General features: G+C 30.8%; 16 protein-coding genes and 2 rRNA genes (1 of these 18 running past the window's edge). 10 read left to right on the plus strand and 8 right to left on the minus strand.

Features of this window, described 5'->3' with window-relative positions; translation table 11 throughout:
• Nucleotide 1: 1 nt before the first annotated feature.
• Entirely contained in the window at nt 2-565 is a 564-nt protein-coding gene (locus tag H0I32_RS01545) for a pseudouridine synthase (RefSeq protein WP_173589494.1), read from the plus strand.
• Here H0I32_RS01545 and H0I32_RS01550 read toward each other — a convergent pair.
• Both H0I32_RS01550 and H0I32_RS01555 read right to left on the minus strand, forming a co-directional pair.
• Complete coding sequence (locus H0I32_RS01550; RefSeq protein WP_179312945.1) at nt 555-1,259, minus strand: hypothetical protein; 705 nt, start codon at nt 1,257-1,259, stop codon at nt 555-557. The two genes, H0I32_RS01545 and H0I32_RS01550, sit on opposite strands and share 11 nt — an antisense overlap.
• A gap of 141 nt (nt 1,260-1,400) precedes the next feature.
• Nucleotides 1,401-2,915: a DEAD/DEAH box helicase gene (locus tag H0I32_RS01555; RefSeq protein ID WP_179312944.1), complete on the minus strand. Its 1,515-nt coding sequence runs from the start codon at nt 2,913-2,915 to the stop codon at nt 1,401-1,403.
• A 137-nt stretch (nt 2,916-3,052) separates the two neighbouring features.
• On the opposite strand from H0I32_RS01555, the gene H0I32_RS01560 reads away from it, so the two are divergent.
• Nucleotides 3,053-3,622: an ExbD/TolR family protein gene (locus tag H0I32_RS01560; protein WP_179312943.1), complete on the plus strand. Its 570-nt coding sequence runs from the start codon at nt 3,053-3,055 to the stop codon at nt 3,620-3,622.
• Here the strand turns inward: H0I32_RS01560 and H0I32_RS01565 are convergent.
• The 3 genes from H0I32_RS01565 to H0I32_RS01575 form a co-directional block, all read right to left on the minus strand.
• A complete protein-coding gene (locus H0I32_RS01565) occupies nt 3,597-4,031 on the minus strand; it encodes a 3D domain-containing protein (protein WP_179312942.1) in 435 nt (144 codons plus the stop codon). The genes H0I32_RS01560 and H0I32_RS01565 overlap by 26 nt on opposite strands.
• Before the next feature lie 149 nt (nt 4,032-4,180).
• Nucleotides 4,181-6,490, minus strand: a complete 2,310-nt coding sequence (locus H0I32_RS01570) for a T9SS type A sorting domain-containing protein (RefSeq protein WP_179312941.1) — start codon at nt 6,488-6,490, stop codon at nt 4,181-4,183.
• Between the two features lie 220 nt (nt 6,491-6,710).
• Nucleotides 6,711-8,711: a thiamine pyrophosphate-dependent enzyme gene (locus H0I32_RS01575; RefSeq protein ID WP_179312940.1), complete on the minus strand. Its 2,001-nt coding sequence runs from the start codon at nt 8,709-8,711 to the stop codon at nt 6,711-6,713.
• Between the two features lie 148 nt (nt 8,712-8,859).
• Here H0I32_RS01575 and H0I32_RS01580 point away from each other — a divergent pair, with 148 nt between their 5' ends.
• The 5 genes from H0I32_RS01580 to H0I32_RS01600 all read left to right on the plus strand — a co-directional run bounded on the left by H0I32_RS01580 (nt 8,860) and on the right by H0I32_RS01600 (nt 12,994).
• Nucleotides 8,860-9,810, plus strand: a complete 951-nt coding sequence (locus H0I32_RS01580; protein ID WP_173589487.1) for an isopenicillin N synthase family dioxygenase — start codon at nt 8,860-8,862, stop codon at nt 9,808-9,810.
• Between the two features lie 90 nt (nt 9,811-9,900).
• Nucleotides 9,901-10,230 carry a translation initiation factor gene (locus H0I32_RS01585; RefSeq protein ID WP_173589486.1) on the plus strand — a complete coding sequence of 110 codons (330 nt, stop codon included), beginning with the start codon at nt 9,901-9,903 and terminating at the stop codon, nt 10,228-10,230.
• 3 nt (nt 10,231-10,233) lie between these two features.
• On the plus strand, nt 10,234-11,175 hold the full coding sequence (locus H0I32_RS01590) for a DUF1835 domain-containing protein (RefSeq protein WP_179312939.1): 942 nt from the start codon (nt 10,234-10,236) through the stop codon (nt 11,173-11,175).
• Nucleotides 11,165-12,037 (plus strand): nucleoside phosphorylase, encoded by an 873-nt coding sequence (locus tag H0I32_RS01595; RefSeq protein WP_179312938.1) that lies wholly within the window; start codon nt 11,165-11,167, stop codon nt 12,035-12,037. Before H0I32_RS01590 ends, H0I32_RS01595 begins: the two co-directional genes overlap by 11 nt.
• Nucleotides 12,038-12,139: 102 nt before the next feature.
• Nucleotides 12,140-12,994, plus strand: a complete 855-nt coding sequence (locus H0I32_RS01600) for a substrate-binding domain-containing protein (RefSeq protein ID WP_173589483.1) — start codon at nt 12,140-12,142, stop codon at nt 12,992-12,994.
• Nucleotides 12,995-13,335: 341 nt separating this feature from the next.
• Here the strand turns inward: H0I32_RS01600 and H0I32_RS01605 are convergent, their stop codons facing one another.
• A complete protein-coding gene (locus tag H0I32_RS01605) occupies nt 13,336-14,010 on the minus strand; it encodes a uracil-DNA glycosylase (RefSeq protein WP_179313291.1) in 675 nt (224 codons plus the stop codon).
• Between the two features lie 56 nt (nt 14,011-14,066).
• Here H0I32_RS01605 and H0I32_RS01610 point away from each other — a divergent pair, with 56 nt between their 5' ends.
• Genes H0I32_RS01610 through H0I32_RS01620 form a run of 3 tightly spaced genes read left to right on the plus strand, consistent with a single transcriptional unit; the run spans nt 14,067 to nt 18,221 of the window.
• Complete coding sequence (locus H0I32_RS01610) at nt 14,067-15,560, plus strand: YfcC family protein (protein WP_179312937.1); 1,494 nt, start codon at nt 14,067-14,069, stop codon at nt 15,558-15,560.
• 50 nt (nt 15,561-15,610) lie between these two features.
• The gene (locus H0I32_RS01615) at nt 15,611-17,779 is read left to right on the plus strand and encodes an endonuclease MutS2 (protein ID WP_173589480.1); all 2,169 of its coding nucleotides are present in this window, start codon (nt 15,611-15,613) and stop codon (nt 17,777-17,779) included.
• Between the two features lie 19 nt (nt 17,780-17,798).
• A complete protein-coding gene (locus H0I32_RS01620; protein WP_179312936.1) occupies nt 17,799-18,221 on the plus strand; it encodes a thiol-disulfide oxidoreductase DCC family protein in 423 nt (140 codons plus the stop codon).
• 812 nt (nt 18,222-19,033) lie between these two features.
• Here H0I32_RS01620 and rrf read toward each other — a convergent pair.
• Nucleotides 19,034-19,143, minus strand: a 5S ribosomal RNA gene (rrf, locus tag H0I32_RS01625).
• 126 nt (nt 19,144-19,269) lie between these two features.
• Nucleotides 19,270-19,668 (minus strand): 23S ribosomal RNA (locus H0I32_RS01630); it runs 2,428 nt beyond the window's last position.

Here is a 19,668-nt window from a genome sequence, read left to right on the forward strand (position 1 = left end):
TATGAGTACACAAAATTACTACAAACTTTATAAGCCTTACGGTTATTTAAGCCAGTTTATAAATCATCAAAACAAGCGTAGATCTAAAAAACTTCTAAGTGAAATCTGTGATTTACCAGAAGGAACTATGGCCGTTGGTCGTTTAGATGAAAAATCTGAAGGTTTATTACTATTAACCTCTGATGGAAAATTCAGCAATCATATAACAAGCCAAAATATTGAAAAAGAATACCATGTTATGGTCGATGGCCAAATTACACCTGAAGGCATTTTAGAATTAGAAAATGGAATTGATATTTCGGTTGAAGGAAAGCTGTACAAAACAAAACCTTGTAAGGCTTCAATATTAGAAGATACCTCTCATATTATAGAACGATTTGTTAGAGATGAACGCCACGGCATCACTTCCTGGCTATCCATAACAATAACAGAAGGAAAGTTTAGACAAGTAAGAAAAATGACGGCTAAAATAGGTTTGCCAACATTAAGATTAGTAAGAGTAAGAATTGGGGACTATAAATTAGAAACTATGAAACCAGCCGAGGTTTTAACTATTAATTATTAGAAGTCGTCTCTTCTGTTGTGCTTGCTGTTTTTTCAGTAATGGTTACTTTTTCGTTATTAAAAACTATAGTCGCTTTTACACCCGTTAGTAGGTTCCATTCTTTAGAAGAGATTTGATTTCCTTTATCATCATAAACAATAAATTCGGCTGTATTTGGTCCAGATTCTCCTTGATTTAAAGCCACTATTTCTACAACATTCCTCCCCTTTTCTAAAGTCACTTCTACACGTCTGTAATTCCCCGTTAATAACAAATTAGACTTTACAACATTACCATTAACTGATATTTTAACGCGATCACCATCTGGATATTGATAATCTCTACATACTATATTTACAAACTTAGTATCTACACGATGTTCACCAAGAAATTGATCGGACATGGTTCTTATAATTCCACCTTTTACAGCCTCCTTAAACCAACGATTTTCAAATATTTCGCCTGGACTTTTTAAACCATCATCATCATCTGTCATAGAAAACGGTTTCTCGGTTTCTTTAAAAACAAATTTTTTCTCAGACTCTTCTGTCCCACCTGCCTTCTCATTTTCTTTTTTGATAATAGGTTCTACCTTTATCTTAACTAAAGCGGAATCTTTTTTAGTTTCTGATTTTGCTGCAGGGATTCTAATAGATTTAGTCTGCTTATCTGTAATTTGAGCAAAAGCCATTGTACTGCATAAAATGCAGAACATAAATAATATGAGTTTTATAGTTTTCAATATTATAAAAAATTGACTTTTAATGATTCTGAAGTTTAAAATACAAAAATCGTACCTTAATACTTACCTGTTTCAAAATAAACGTATAAAAATAGAAATCATTACAAAAAAAAGTTAAAACTTACCATTAAAACTAATTCTTAACTTTCTATTATACTCTCCAAATAACCAATCTTTATAATTCTGAGTACTATTCATAATACAATAACAATACTGCTTTATTCTAAATGCAATTTCATCTTGTAATTCTTTAATCAATTCTCTTGCATCGTAAACGTCTTGACTATTATCTATACACATTTGAGAATGCTGCGCAATAGAGCGCTCAATAACTGTAAAAGATTTTTTACCTTCATCCATTACCTTTTTATATTCTGATTTTACATCAAAATTTAAAGTGTAAGATTTTTTAAATTTTACTTTAAGATAATCTGGCATTTTATAAACAAAATCTCTTTCTAATAAATCATCTCCAATTATATTTTCTAAATAATAATCAGGATTTTTAAAAATATGTTGCCAATCTACCGGTTGATTCCATGGTCCAAATCGGGCTTCGTTATTCCCTAAATCTATCACCTGAAAAGATTTACGATCTTTATAAATACGACTTCCACGACCAATCATTTGAAAATATAAGGTTAATGATCTCGTTGCTCTGTTTAAAATTATGGTTTCTACAGAAGGTTCATCAAAACCTGTCGTTAAGATACTTACCGAAGACAATACGGCATCTGGCGTGTGTTTAAACCATTTTAAAATTTCTTTACGATCTTGTTTATTGGCTGTATTATCTAAATGTCTAACGTTATAACCCGCTTTTTTAAATGTGTAATAAACTTCTTTAGACGTGTGGATTCCATTGTTAAAAATCAACGTCTTTTTTCCTTTTGCCATTTCCTCATAGGCTAATAACAATTTAGATTGCATTAGGCTATTAGTGTACAAAGCTTCTGAAGATTTTACAGTATAATCACCATTGATACCAATTTTTAAAGACGTTAAACCAACATCATAATTTGAGACTTCTGCATTAGCTAAAAAACCATTTTTAATAAGTGTAGAAATATCATCACCAACAATAAGATTTTTATAATTATCCTTCATTGGTAGTTTAATATTACTACTCAGCGGTGTTGCTGTAACTCCTAAAATAAAGCATTTTTCAAAAAATTTAAAGAGCTTTCTAAACGAGTTATAATGGGCTTCATCAATAATAACTAAGCCTACATTTTTTAATTCAAACTCATTATCAGATAAACGGTTGTTTAAGGTTTCTACCATAGCAACAAAACACTCATACTCATCTTGGTCGTGTAAAGTTTTCACCTTACTGTTAATCACTTTATTCTTAACATTAAAACCAGATAATACGTTAGAAGTCTGCTTACAAAGTTCTATTCGGTGTGTAAGAATTACTACTTTCTTTTGGTGTTGCTCAGCATAACGCCTAACAATTTCAGAAAAAATAACTGTTTTTCCTCCACCTGTTGGTAGTTGGTACAAAAGATTATAATCATCAGGTTCATTTCGCATGACATCAAAAATGCGATTAAGGTCCTTTATTTGATAATCATAAAGGCTTTTTTCAGTTGCATTTTGTTGTATGGTTTCGTTTTCTAACGACATATAATAACTTTAGCTTTGGGTTAATTTCGCAAAAATACCACTTTGTAAAGGTTTATGAAATGAATTATTGAGAAGATTTTAAATAGTGGTACTGTTCTTGCAGTTAACAAAAAATTAACATTTAAATCTTTATAATTATGAAATCATTTCGAAGACTTCCTGTATCGGTCAATGCAGGATCCATGGCAGACATTGCCTTTTTATTACTTATTTTCTTTTTGGTGACTACCACTATTTCTACCGACAAAGGAATTTTACGACAATTACCTCGAGTATGTGATACCGGCGATTGTACTGCTGATATCCATGAGCGAAATTTACTCCGAATTTCAATGAATGAAAAACAAGAAATTATGATTGAAGAAGAACTTGTTCAATTATCGGAGGTCAAAAACATTGTTGAAACTTTTATTGATAATAACGGTATTAATAATTGTGATTATTGTGATGGTTTTAAAAATCCTGATTCATCTGATCATCCAACGAAAGCAGTTATTTCTTTAAGTCATAAATCTGCAACTAAATATAATTTATTTATAGAGGTGCAAGATGAAATAACAAAAGCGTATTATGATTTACGTAATCGGTATTCAAAAGAAGTATTAAAAAAAGAGGCTAATCAATTAACTAAAGAGGAATTAAAGTTGGTACAAGAAGCCTACCCTTTTATCGTATCAGAAATTATGGTTGAACGGTCTTTAGAGTAATTGAATCTGTTGTAGGAATACAATATTCTATTTTAATTTTCTTTCTACCCCATTCTTTTGCTTTAGCGACATCATTATCCATGTAAATATCAATACGTTTTCTCCAACGACCGTGCATTTTATCCTTAACGGTATACAAACTGTCAAAACCTTGGAGTTTTACTTTGCTATTATGTACTAATCCAGAATCTAATAGATCTCTAGATACAGCAATATATCTTAATCCTGGTTTTAAACTGTCTCCAAAAGCAGTAATACTCGGATTAGAACTGGTTTGATAAGCAAGTGAATTATATGCTGTGGCAGTTACTAAAAGACTCTTCTTATTACAATCTTTTTCTTTAACTGTTGTGTTACAATTATAAAAGCAAAGAATTAATAAAACAATAAGATGAATGCGTGTCTTCATGTTCTAAATATAATAAATCTATATAGAATATTATAATTGAATAAAGACTTACACATCTTAAAAAGACTCAAATCTTTAGAGTAAAAGAAAACCGTCAGTTCCTAATTAAAGAAACTGACGGTTTTATAAATTTATTAAAACTGTAAAGCTTATTTCTTAATTAGCTTTTGAGTCATTGAACCTGAGTTCGTTGATAATTTTATAAAATAAACACCGCTTTGGTACGATGAAAGGTTTAAAACATTTGTGGTATTAGATTTTAAACTACCTTTTTGAATATCCTGACCTAAAATATTAAAAACCTGATAGCTTACATCTTCATCTAAATTAGTTAAATCTACATTCAAAATATTTGTTGTAGGATTTGGATAAAGATTAATTAAACCATCTAAATTAAAATCATTTACACTTAAAGACTCTTCTACTCTAAAAGTAACTGATTCTGATGCTCCAAACTCTCCTCCTGAAATTATAGTATTACCATTTTCGTCAGTTAAACTATAGGTTCCAGAACCATAAGAACAACAAATACCATCTGAATACTCATCAAATATTGTAAAAGTATAGCATTCATTAAAATTTGTAAGCTCAATTATTTCTTGATTATCAGACAAACCTGCATAATCTGAAACTGGTCCATTACTTACAACTGTTCCTGAACTATCTAATAACTCCCAAGATGTTTCATATCCATAATTGTCCGTGAAAATATCTAAAGTAAGTGATGATGTTACATAAGAGGTAGATACTTTAAAACCATATCCAAATGTATCATTAACTGTATTCTCATCTACAGTTCCGTTTGGACTAGAAACGTTAATAATAAACACATGACTTCCTGAAGAAAGGTTTGTATATGTTGGTGTAGCAACAACGACGCTTTCTCCACTAAGCAAGCTTCCTGTCCAACTTACAGATGTACTAGACTCTTCATCAATATAATAAGAAATCTCAGCTGAAGTCAATGCTAATTCACCTGAATTTACAAGTGTAACTTGAGGAGCAAAATCTTCACTACATATTTCAGAACTATTAGTACCTGCATTTGCTCTTGCATCTATATCATAAGTTTCTGAGGCCAAATATTGATCTAAAATTTCAACACCAGAATCTGATGGATCTAACCATTCTTTAAGTCTTGAGGAAGAAGAGTTTCCATAATCCCAACCAATACCAAAACGACCATAAAGATCATAACCACCGTTATCAGTAGTTCCTGAACATGCTGCAGTACCACCAGATAATGTACCTATTAAATGACCTGTTTCATTAAATAAACCAGACCCTGAAGAACCACCTTCGGTAACTCCTAAATCCCAATCACTGATTAGCCACATTTGAGTGTCACTATTTCCATTAAAATTAGTAGATGTTCTAGTTGCTCCATCATCATCTCTACTCACTTTTTGAATATCTCCACTCGGGTGGTGTATTCCAAAATTAACAACTGGTGTTGTTACTGTAGAATTATTCCATCCTGCCCAAACTAGATCTAGATTATTCTCAAAAAAACTAGTATCTGTAATCTCTACTAATTCAACATCTGATTGTGAGTTTTTAGCTCTCACGGTAGATCCACTAACCGTTTGGTTATATGCTCCATTGGTACTACTTGTTGTTGTTCCGCAAGAAGTATTAGTACTTCTCCAATTAAATCTAAATGCCCAACTGCCTTCACCTCCACTACAGTGGTTTGCTGTTAAAAAATAAGGTGTTCCATCATTATTTGTATTATTTACTAAAGTCCCAGAACAAAATCCAGAACCATTAGTTACAAGCATACCTACAGCCTTTTTTACATCATCCTTAAGTGTATCTAAATCATATGGATCAGTTGCAGGAGCAATATCACAATCTACATCTTGATTACAATCACCTGAATCACCTAGGGATTTTTGAAAAGAATCAGCTGTTCTATAGCCATGAATAACAGAACCCACTGTAATTTTAGCTTCACCTGTTACATTAGCTGGTTGATAATATTCTATCCAAGCTTGATCACCTTCTACTAACCATGTACCTAAAACTTCTTCAGAATTATTATTGTGGTATGTAAAAGGTCTTAATAAATCTGTTTTTTCATTATTGTAAACATAAAGTGTAGCTCCTTCTGGAATTTTAAACACATCAAACATAAAGTTTAATGTATATGCTCCTTCAGAAACATAAGACATTCTCCATATACGATCTCCATTATCTAAAGTTGTCCACTCACCGACATCGTTAAAATTATGATCTACATAAATGTCATGACCAAAACGCCAAGGGATGGATTTATCTTTATCATTAATTTCATCTTCTTTTTGTAATTTATCTAAATCAAAAGAAGGCAATTTATAAGGTAATAAATCAATGGCTTTAGCTTTAGTCCAACTTGGTGGTTTAATATCATTAGGAATTGCTTGAGCAAAACAGATGCCAGAAGTAATAAGTAAAATAAATAGTAATCTTAATTTCATAAGGGATTTTAATTAAATTATTATAACATATCATTCTATAATTTTTTAAACTTTAATGAACTTAAACTACAAGTTTGACAACCCATTCTGAATAAAAATAAAAATGATCTACAGGAATTATAGAGTATAAAATAAGTTAATAGGTAGAGATTTCAGAAATCTATTAGACGGAAAGAAGATATTTATCTACTAAATAAAGGTTATCAACGACAAACTATAATTAATAAATTAACAATTCTTTTAGAACTTCTTCAAACTTTCCTTTAGCTAAATACTGATTTTCTAACTGACCAATAAAAGGTATTGGTGTTTCCATACTTGCCACACGCTTTACAGGTGCGTCTAAATATTCAAAGCAAGATTCCATTAATAGCGCAGAAATATCACTTGCAATACCTCCAAACAGAGAGTCTTCTTGAAGAATAATAGCTCGTCCTGTTTTTTGTACTGAATTTATTATAGATTCTTTATCCAATGGTTGTAATGTTCGTAAATCAATTAAATCTGCTGAAATACTTGGATTGTTTTCTAAGGTTTCTAAAGCCCAATGCACGCCCGCTCCATAAGTAATAATTGTGACTGATTTTCCTTCTTTTAAAAATGCTGCTTGACCAAATGGAAGGGTAAAATAATCTGTAGGAACCTCTTGTCTAATACTTCTATATAAAGCTTTATGTTCAAAAAACAAAACAGGATTAGGGTCATTTATAGCTGTTGCCAACAACCCTTTTGCGTCATATGGAAACGCAGGATAAACAACTTTTAGTCCTGGAGTTTTTGTAAACCATGCTTCATTTGTTTGAGAGTGAAAAGGACCTGCTGCAACGCCACCTCCACAAGGCATTCTTATAACAACATCTGCTTGTTGCCCCCATCTGTAATGCGATTTAGCTAAATAATTAACTATGGGATTAAAACCTGAAGTTGCAAAATCTGCAAATTGCATTTCTACCACCGATTTTATTCCTGAAATAGATAATCCCATGGCGGTTTCAACAATTGCCGATTCACATATAGGTGTATTTCTTACCCGTTCTTTTCCAAAAGCCTCTACAAAACCTTCAGTGATTTTAAAAACACCTCCATATTCCGCAATATCTTGTCCCATAATAACAAGATCTTTATGCTTTTCCATAGATTGTTTTAGTCCTTCTGAAATCGCATCTACAAAACGTAATTCTTTTGTAAGTTTATTTGGAAGATATTCTTTATAATTAAAGAATTTATAGACATCATTTAGTTCTGTGTCTGCATTTGCAATAATATCTGGCTCAATGGAAGCTGAGGCTAACGCTTTCTCAATTTCAGATTTAATTTCAGAACTATAAGTTTCTTCGATTTCTGGGTTTAGTATTTTTTTACTAAAAAGGAAACTTCTAAAATTTTCTATGGGATCCTTTGCTTCCCACTCTTCTATTAATTCTTTAGGGACATATTTTGTACCACTTGCCTCTTCATGCCCTCTTCTTCTAAAGGTTTTAAATTCTATTAAAATAGGACGTGGATGTTTTCTAATACTTTCAGCTAATTTTTTAACCTTAGTATAAGTTTCAATTATATCATTTCCATCTAAAATAAAAGATTCAATACCATAACCTTTACCCCTATCTGCTAAATGCTTGCAATTATATTGCTCTTCTGTTGGGGTAGAAAGTCCATATCCATTATTTTCAATACAAAAAATAACAGGTAATTTCCAAACAGAAGCCACATTTAAAGCTTCATGAAAATCACCTTCACTACTACCGCCTTCACCTGTAAAAACAGCTGTTACATTACCATTTTTATGTAATAAATTACCTAATGCTATTCCATCTGCAACACCCATTTGAGGGCCTAAATGAGATATCATTCCTACAATATTATACTCTTGTGTTCCAAAATGAAACGAACGATCTCTTCCTTTTGTAAACCCACTTAATTTACCTTGCCATTGACAAAATAAACGCTTTAACGGAATTTGCCGAGTTGTAAATACACCAAGGTTTCTGTGCATTGGTAATATATATTCACTAGACTTTAATGCCATTGTTACGCCTACAGAAATAGCCTCTTGTCCAATCCCAGAAAACCATTTTGAAATTTTTCCTTGACGTAAAAGAATAAGCATCTTTTCTTCTATTAATCGCGGTTTTAGCATATTGTAATAAAGCTTTAACAACGTCTGATCATTCAAATTTCTTTTGTTGTAATCTATGTTACTTTTTGTAATTTTTGGCATAAAGTGTTGTTTCAGTAATCTTTCAAATGTAAATAAAATTGCTTAACAATTGATTATTAGGCTTCAAATAGTCTATTAAGGATGCCTTATTGTTATATCACTATTATTGTTACTTTTGTATATTGACAAAAATTTAAATAGATATCCCATGGATAGAATACCTAGTGTAGATTTAAAGGATTTCATTTCTGATGATCCAAAGCGAAAACAAAAGTTTATTAATGAAATAGGAAAAGCTTACGAAGACATCGGATTTGTAGCTTTAAAAGGACATTTTTTAGAGGATACTTTAGTAGATAGCTTATATTCAGAAGTTAAGAGTTTTTTCGATTTACCTGTAGACGTTAAAGAAGGTTATGAAGTACCTGGAATTGGCGGACAACGTGGTTATGTCTCTTTCGGAAAAGAGAGTGCCAAAGGAAAAAAAGAAGGTGATTTAAAGGAATTTTGGCATTTTGGACAATATGTTGACGATGATGAAGAACGACGTAAACAATATCCTGAAAACGTTGACGTAAAAGAACTAGAAGATTTTAATAAAGTAGGTAAACAAACTTACCAAATGCTCGAAAAAACAGCAAAATACGTATTGCGTTCTTTAGCATTATATCTTAATTTAGAAGAAACTTATTTTGATAATTACATCCATAATGGTAACTCTATTTTAAGACCTATACATTACCCTCCAATTACTCAAGAACCTAAAAATGCTGTAAGAGCTGCTGCTCATGGAGACATCAATCTTATTACCTTATTAATGGGTGCACAAGGTAGAGGTTTACAAGTGCAACGTAATGATGGCGAATGGATTGATGCTATTGCAGAGCCAGACGAATTAATGATTAATGTTGGTGATATGTTATCGAGACATTCTAATAACAAATTAAAATCTACTATTCACCGTGTTATAAACCCACCAAGAGAACTTTGGGGAACATCGCGCTACTCAATGCCATTTTTTATGCATCCTGTTAGTGAAATGAAATTAGATGTTTTAGAGAGTTGTATTGATGAAGATAATCCAAAACAATTTGAAGATATAACAGCTGGCGAATTTTTAAATGAACGTCTAATTGAATTAGGACTTATTAAGAAATAATAGTCTATTGGCAGTCTACAGTTATCAATCCACTAATATAGTGCATACAAAAAACTGAAGACTGCCAACTAAAATACTGAAGACTGAAAAATGGATTTACAAGATCAACTAAAAAACCTCTTTCCAGAACACACGCCTGAGCCAACAGAGTCTACTAGCGATTCTAAAGACAATTTATGGCTACAAGACGACCCCATAATTTGCAAATACGAAAAGCGAAAAGGAAAACCTATCACTATTCTAGAAGGTTATACCGGCGCTACTGAAGATTTTAAGAAGTTAGCAAAAGAATTAAAAACAAAACTTAGTGTTGGTGGTAGTTTCAAGGACGATAAAATTATTATTCAAGGAGATTATCGTGATAAAATTATGACACTTTTAAAAGAAAAAGGATTTAACGTTAAGCGTGTAGGTGGTTAAACTATGGAAAAACAATGTTTACATATTACAAATGGTAATAATCTAACCGATTTTTTAAAAGAGTTAGATTTTAAAGACGATATACTCACTTGGCAAGAAATGCTATGTGAAGGCCCAACGATTGCAAAAATAGATTCTGATGAGTTTATTGAACTTCGTATTGATTTTTTAAAAGAGCATTACAATATCGAAGTTGACGAAAAAGACATGAAACATGAGCTTGCCAAACTAGATAATGTAGAAGAATATTCAGAAATAAATTTATGGTTTGATTACGATTTATTTTGCCACATCAATTTATTAGGTGTTATCAATTTATTACATCAAAAAGAAATAGAAAAACCTTTATATCTTATTTGTAGTGGACGTGTTAAAGGCGAAAAAAGCCTTAAAGGTTTGTCTGAATTAAGTTCAGGCCAGCTTAAATCTCACTATCAAAACAAGGTTAAATTAACTAGTAAAGATATTAACTTAGCGATTGCTTTATGGCGTACATATTGTGGTAAAGACCATAATATTTTTAAGCCCTATATTGTTGAAAAGTCTAACTTTAAATACATGAGCAATTGCTTAAAAGCACATTTAGAGCGTTTTCCGCATCAAAAAAGTGGTTTAGGTAATATTGAAGCCAATATCTTAAAAATTATAAATGAAAATAATGTTAAATCCATTAACCACTTGCTAGGCTATTGCTTAAATTATCAAGGTTATTATGGTTATAGCGATCTACAGTTAAATCTTAAAATAAAAGAGTTATCTTTATTCTACACCGTTTCAGAAGATAATATTGCACTTAATAGAAAAGGCCACGAAGCCTTATTACAACAACATAATTTTGCAATAGAGGTTAATAATAACATGAAATATGGGGGAATAAATCGTCTAGAGTATCAATTTAGCGAAGAACAAAATAAACTCATTAAAACTATATTTAATGCCGATTAAAAATTCAGAACTTATACTAAATTCAGATGGTAGTGTTTACCACCTTAATTTAAAACCAGAAAACATTTCGGATACCATCATTTTTGTTGGTGATCAAGATCGTGTTGAAAAAATAACGCAACATTTTGACAGCATTGAATTTAGCACTCAAAAGCGTGAATTTAAAACACAAACAGGTTATTATAATGACAAGAGATTAACTGTTATTTCAACAGGAATTGGTCCAGATAATATTGATATCGTTTTAAATGAATTAGATGCTTTGGTTAATATTAACTTGGAAACAAGACAACCAAAAACAGAATTATCTAGTCTAAATATTATAAGAATAGGAACTTCTGGTTCACTTCATAAAGATATTCCTGTAGATGCATTTGTACTGAGTACTTATGGGTTAGATATCAATGGAATGATGCATTTTTATCAACTTGAAGGAATTACAAATCCAGAAGTTGAAGATGCTTTTATAAGACATACCAATTGGGATAAAAATAAAGCAAGACCAATAATTATAAGTAACAGTGAATATTTAGAAAAGCATTTTGAAAGTGATAAAACTTTTAAAGGAATGACTGGCACAGCTGGTGGTTTTTACGGACCTCAAGGTAGAGTATTACGTTTACCATTACAAGATGCTAATCTTAATACTAAATTAGATAACTTTAATTATAAAGATTTTAGAATTACTAATTTTGAAATGGAAACTGCTGCGATCTATGGCCTCTCAAAATTATTAGGACATAAAGCTTTATCTCTAAATGCTATTATTGCTAATAGAGCTACTGGAGAATTCAGTAAAGATTCTAAGAAAGTTATCGAAAATTTAATTCAATATGCTCTAGATCGTATTGTAAATCTTTAAACAATCAACTTTTGAAATTATTTATTTCAAAAGTATATCTAGCATTTACTCTAGTAAGAATAACGTATAATTAAAAGATTTCTGCCATCGCAGGAAGTAAACATGAAGAAAGTAAATATTGGTGGAGTACCAGAACACTTTAACCTAGCTTGGTATTTAACATTAAAAAATGGAGAATATAAAGATAAGGATATAAACCTAAGGTGGAATGATTATTATGGAGGTACAGGTGCCATGACAAAAGCTTTAAGATCTGGAGAGATTGATATGGCTGTTATTCTTACCGAAGGTATTGTTAAAGACATCATTGAAGGTAATCCTTCAAAAATAGTTCAAACTTTTGTTGAAACGCCTTTAATTTGGGGGATTCATGTTGCTGCAGATTCTAAATTTGAAACTGTTGAAGATATAAAAGGAACACGTGCTGCAATAAGTAGATACGGTTCTGGATCACATCTTATGGCATATGTTAATGCTAAAAACAACGATTGGAATCTAGAAAAAGATCTCAATTTTGAAGTAATAAAAAATCTAGATGGCGCGATTAAAGGATTAACTGAAGGTCAAGCTGATTATTTTATGTGGGAAAAATTCACCACAAAACCCATTGTAGATAATGGAGTTTTTAGAAGAATAGACAACTGCCCATCACCTTGGCCTTGTTTTGTTATTGCTGTAAGACAAGATTTTATTGATAATAACCCTGAAGAATTAAAAATAATTTTAGACATCATAAATAATACAACTGCTGAATTTAAATCCATTCCTAGTATAGATAAAACTATTGCAAATCGTTACGAGCAAGAATTAGAAGATGTACAGCAATGGTTATCTTTAACAGAATGGTCACAAAGTGTTATGGATGAAAATACTTTAAAAATAGTACAAGATCAACTTTATGATTTAAACATTATTTCTGAAAAAGTAGAATATTTAAAATTAATTCATAAAATTTAGAATTCCATTAAAAATAGATATTTAATTGATTTATCTATAATCCCCACCATTTATTATAGCTAAGTATTTGACCTGTTTTTGTTTAGAGTTAAATTTATTTATGTAGTTGTCTTTTTGAATTCAAAAAAAAACAATTACATTTGTAAACCCTTTAACTAACACTTAACAAAAACTTAATAAATGATTAACCTATCTTAATCTGGTAAATATGATAATAAATATTGTTTTAATTTTATGTTCTTTAGTTGTGTTGAATTTTTTATTATTAATCTTTAGTTGTAATAAAACAAGTAAGAAAAATGATGGTAGGATACCTCATTTTGCTAAAGAAAAAAAAGAATCTACAGTCGTTTCCAATCAATTACAGAGACGCCAACTTGCTGCAACAGGAAGTTAGTTTTACTAAAGTGCTTATTCCCGAACCAATACCCCCTATTTGCACTTAAAGGAGAAGGATGTCCACTTTCTAAGATATGATGTTTGCTTACGTCAATCAATTTCTTTTTTTTCTTTGCAAATCCGCCCCAAAGTAAAAACACCACATCACTTTTTTTAGCACTCACTATTTTAATAACTTCATCTGTAAATTGCTCCCATCCTTGTTTTTGATGGCTAGCTGCTTCATGTGCTCTCACTGTTAACGTTGCATTTAACAATAATACACCTTGATCAGCCCATGGCATTAAGTTTCCTGATTTAGGATACAGTATTCCTAAGTCTTCTTCAATCTCTTTAAAAATATTAACTAAAGAAGGGGGATGTTTTATTCCATCACTAACAGAAAAACATAAACCATTAGCTTGTCCTACATCATGGTAAGGATCTTGACCTATAATAACAACCTTTACATCATCAAATTTACAACGGTTAAAAGCATTAAAAATATCTGATGCTTTAGGAAAGCAAACCTGATTTTTATATTCTTCATCTACAAAAGATTCTAAATTTTTAAAATATGGTTTTTCAAACTCTAAATTGAGTTCATTTTTCCAACTTTTATTAATATTTACATCCATATTTAAAAACAAATTAAATTCTATAAGTTTATCTTTGGCGTCAAATTCTTTTAAAGATGAAACATCTAAAATTTCCTTCAGCACAAACCATACTATTTATAATTGCCGGCTTAGTGACTCTATTAACATGGGTTGTTCCTGCTGGAAAATACGATACTTTAAGTTATAACACCTCCACTGACAAATTTACACGATTAAGTCTAGATGAAGAAATTAGCTTAGATGCATCTCAAACAACACTCGAAGATTTAAATATTAAAATTCCAATAGAAAAATTCACAAATGGAGATATTTATAAACCCATCAATATCCCAGGAACTTATAATAAACTAGAATCTAAACCACAAAGTTTTTATGATTTTGTAAAATCACCTGTAAAAGGAATTATTGAAGCTGCAGATATCATTTTTCTAGTCTTAATTATTGGTGGCTTAATTGGTATACTTAATAAATCTGGTGCTTTTGATGCTGCAATAGGTCAATTAGCCATTTTATTAAAAGGACGAGAACCATTGCTTATTGTTTTAGTGACTACATTAGTAGCTTTAGGAGGTACAACATTTGGCTTTGCCGAAGAAACCATCGCCTTCTTCCCTATCTTAATTCCGGTATTTTTAGCTGCTAAATATGATGCAATTGTTGGAGTAGCAAGTATTTTTCTTGGTTCAGCAATAGGCACTATGTGTTCTACTATAAATCCTTTTTCTACTATTATAGCTAGTGATGCTGCTGGTATTAATTGGACAACAGGTTTATACGGACGTGTTTTTATGCTGCTTTTATGTCTAACCGTTACTATACTTTATATAATGTGTTATGCTAAGCGTGTTAAAAACGATCCAACCAAATCTTTAATTTATGACCAAAGAGAAGAAATCGCTAATCTATTTGCAATAAAAGATACTACTAATATTGATTTTAACTGGCGATTAAAACTTGCTTTATTCGTATTTACAAGTTGTTTCATTATTATGATTATTGGTGTATCAATGTTAGATTGGTGGTTTGTAGAAATGACAACTGTATTCTTAATAGGTTCTATAATAATAGGAGTTATTATTAAAATTAGCGAAACCGATTTTATTGAAACTTTTGTAAAAGGAGCTAGCGACTTATTAGGTGTTGCTTTAATTATTGGTATTGCTAGAGGTGTTACCGTTTTAATGACTGATGGTTTAATTAGTGATACACTATTGTATTATGCCAGTGATATTACCAACGGTATGAATAAAGGTATTTTTGCAAGTGCTTTAACTTTAATTTACTCTGCCTTGTCATTCTTTATTCCTAGTTCTTCGGGGATGGCTGTTTTAACGATGCCTATAATGGCACCTTTAGCAGATACAGTTGGTATTGGTAGAGAAGTTGTTGTAAATACCTACCAATACGGATTAGGTCTATTTTACCTTATTAATCCAACAGGATTAATTTTAGCATCGCTAGCAGTTGCAAAAATTAACTTTAGCAAATGGTTAAAATTTATATTTCCTTTATTTATAATTCTCATTATAATTACTTTATTAGTATTAGCAGCCTCTTCGTATCTATAAAAGCATATAATACCCTAAATTTGTAATTCTAAAAAAACGATTAACAATACATGATAAATATTCATGAAAAAACTTTAAAAGACCTTGAGTTTTTTACTGTTTTAAATCAAATTAGCCAACATACACTTACTGCTTTAGGTAAAGAAGCCGTATTAGCTATTCTTCCATTTAAAGATGAAGAACAACTAAAACGCGAGCTTATCTACGTTAATGAATATTTATCATCTTATGATAATGATAATAGAATACCAAATCATGGATTCGATGCCATTGCCAAAGAGCTAAAACTACTTAAAATAGAAAATACATACCTAGAAGTTTCAAGTTTACAAAAATTGGTAAGCATGTCTCTGACAGTAAATGCTATTTTAAAATTTTTAGAAAAATTTAAAGAATATTACCCAAAACTTAAAGAATTTAGTCAGCACATAGAAATAAACACATCGCTTATTACACAAATTGATGCCGTTGTTGATCGGTTTGGAGATATTAAAGATAATGCATCACCTATTTTATCTAACCTACGTAAATCTATAAACCTTTTAAAAGGTAAAATTAATAGCAGCTTTTCTTCAGCTTTAAATACCTACAATAATCTCGACTATCTAGATGATATCAGAGAATCTGTTGTAGATAACAAACGTGTACTAGCGGTAAAAGCGATGTATCGAAGAAAAGTTAGAGGAGCTATAATGGGAGGTAGCAAAACGGGTAGTATTGTTTATATAGAACCCGAAACAACACTTCAGCATACTAGAGAACTCAATAATTTAGAATACGAAGAAAAAGAAGAAGTCATAAAAATATTAAAAGAGTTAACGGATTATATCCGACTTTTTACTCCGCTTCTTCATAATTATCAAGAATTTCTAACGCAATTAGATGTTATTTCTGCAAAAGCAAAATATGCAGAAAGTATGAATGCTATATTACCTGAGTTTTCTGAGGAACGTAGCATGAATCTACGAGATGCTTATCATCCTCTACTCTATTTAACCAATAAAGAAAATGGTAAAACAACATTTCCACAAACAATAGGCTTAGAAAAAGATAGTCGAATTATTGTCATTTCTGGACCAAATGCAGGTGGAAAAAGTATTACGTTAAAAACTGTTGGTTTACTACAGGTCATGATTCAAAGTGGAATGCTAATTCCTGTTCACGAAAGAAGCTATGTTTGTTTATTCGATAGAATTCTAAGTGATATTGGTGATAATCAATCTATAGAAAACCATCTAAGTACCTATAGTTACAGGTTAAAACAGATGAATTATTTTCTTAAGAAATGTAACAATAAAACACTATTCTTAATTGATGAATTTGGAACAGGAAGTGATCCAGAATTGGGTGGTGCGTTAGCGGAAACATTTTTAGAAGTATTTTATGAACGTGAAGCTTATGGAATTATAACTACACACTATTCTAATTTAAAATTACTAGCTAATGAATTGCCTCAAATTCAAAATGCTAATATGCTCTTTAATGAAAAAACATTAGAGCCCATGTACAAATTAGTCGTTGGGCAAGCAGGTAGTTCTTTTACGTTTGAAGTCGCACAAAAAAATGGAATTCCATATAGCTTAATTAACAAATCTAAAAAGAAGATTGAGAGAGGTAAAGTACGTTTTGATGCTACGATAGCTAAACTTCAAAAAGAACGCAGTAAACTAGAGCGAACAGAACGGTCACTTAAAGAAAACGAAAAAAAGAAGATTTCTGAAGCAGATAAATTAGAAGAAATCAATGCTAAAGTTCAAAAGAAATTAGAGAGCTATCAAGAATTATATGATTCTAATCAACGTCTTATTTATTTAGGTCAAAAGATGAATGATATTTCTGAAAAATACTTTGAAGACAAAAAAAAGAAAACACTAATTGACGAGTTATTTCGATTAGTTCAAATTGAAAACTCTAAGCGTAAAAAAGTATCTGCTAAACAGAAAAAAACAATCAAAGCAAAAGAGAAACAAGTAAAGCAAGAAGCAGAAAAGAAAGTTGAAGTTATTCGAGAAAAGAAAAAAGAAGCCAAGAAAAAATCTATAAAAGTAGAAAAACCTAAAGCTATTTTAAGACTTAATGACCGTGTAAGATTGCTAGATGGTAAAGCCGTTGGTACTATAGATAGTATTGAAAAAGGAAAAGCCAACGTAAACTATGGTATGTTTACAACTAACGTAAGTTTAGACCAATTAGAACTCGTGCAAGCCATGAAAAAATAAAATAACGTTTCGTATTTAAATGAAGGTAGATATCCCAAATAATAAACAATTAATACTTTTTGATGGCGTTTGCAATCTTTGCAACTCTAGTGTATTATATGTTATAAAAAGAGATATAAAAAATCAGTTTCTATTTGCTCCACTTCAAAGTAATATTGGAAAACAGGTCATTAAAAAATTCAAAATTGATACTGATGAAACAGATTCTATTCTACTTTATAATCCCATAAAAGATAAGCTATCTTATAAATCTACTGCAGCATTACTAACTGCTAAACATCTTGGTTTCCCTACAAACATTTTAGCTGTATTTTTAATTTTACCTGCTTTTTTAAGAAATTGGTTTTATAATTATATTGCTAAAAATCGTTATAAATGGTATGGTAAAAAAGAATCTTGTATGATTCCATCTCCAGAACTAAAAGCTAAATTTATAGATTAATAAAATAATTAATTGTACAAGTTAACCCAATTGCTACAAGCAATAATTTCATTAGAATAAATCAAAACTTTATTATTCTAGAAAAGGATAACCCAATAACTAATACAAAATTATTCCACTAGTATTATAATAATCCAATAAACAATTCAACTATATTAATAGGACTATAAATTATTTGCGCTTAATAAATAATAATTCATACATAATTGAATCAAGCTTAACAATTATAAAATATGAATATATAATTTCAGAAAAATAATACTATATTTTGTCATTAATTTGAGTTAATTACTTTCTTATTTTTAGTGAAACCTCATTAGCCTTTATATAATATATAGCAAATATTTGAATGAGTTTTAACTTTTAATAAATAATCAATATTCCTATTTTTAAAAAAGTAAAATAATCATTAGCTAAATTTTCCTAACTACAGAATACATAAAGTAAATCACGATATAACAAGCCACAATAATGAGTCTTCGTAAAATTTTATACATAGCGAAATTATTACAATGATAAGATAGGATAGGATAGGATAGGATAAAGGAATAAATATTCTATTTTACAAGAGAGTCATTCTAATTAAAAGCTTACAATAATATATACAGACCTCTATAACTAGAAGAGTAAAAGAATAGATATTTATAAGAGAATTCTAAAATAGTAAATAAAGCAAATCTAAACGCTAATAGGATCTCTATTATAAGTATTCAGTTTTGGGTATACGATTATCGATATTAAGAGCTTTGGAGTAAATAAAAAACTCTATAAAAAACAAAAAACCCTTACTAGTTATCTAGTAAGGGTTCTTAAAAAGGCGGCGACCTACTCTTCCACAATAAAGTAGTACCATCGGCGCAAACGGGCTTAACTACTCTGTTCGGAATGGTTAGAGGTGAGCCCCGTCGCTATAACCACCTTAAATTTTTATTCTGAGTTTATCAGAACTTGGGTTGTTATAAATAATCAACACTAATATTGTTGACATATTGAAAAAATTACATGATATCTGTCTGTATAAATAGTAAACTGTTATAAAAAAACGCTGTACAATAAGCCTATGGGTTATTAGTACTACTTGGCTATGACATTACTGCCTTTACACCTATAGCCTATCAACGTGGTCATCTTCCACGACCCTTAAAAGAAATCTCATCTTGTGGTGGGTTTCGCGCTTATATGCTTTCAGCGCTTATCCCTTCCGAACGTAGCTACCCTGCAATGCTTCTGGCGAAACAACAGGTACACCAGAGGTTCGTCCAACTCGGTCCTCTCGTACTAGAGTCAGATCCACTCAAATTTCTAACGCCCACAGTAGATAGAGACCGAACTGTCTCACGACGTTCTGAACCCAGCTCGCGTGCCACTTTAATGGGCGAACAGCCCAACCCTTGGGACCTTCTCCAGCCCCAGGATGTGACGAGCCGACATCGAGGTGCCAAACCCC

This window comes from Winogradskyella sp. HaHa_3_26, from assembly GCF_019278425.1.
Lineage (GTDB): Bacteria > Bacteroidota > Bacteroidia > Flavobacteriales > Flavobacteriaceae > Winogradskyella > Winogradskyella undariae.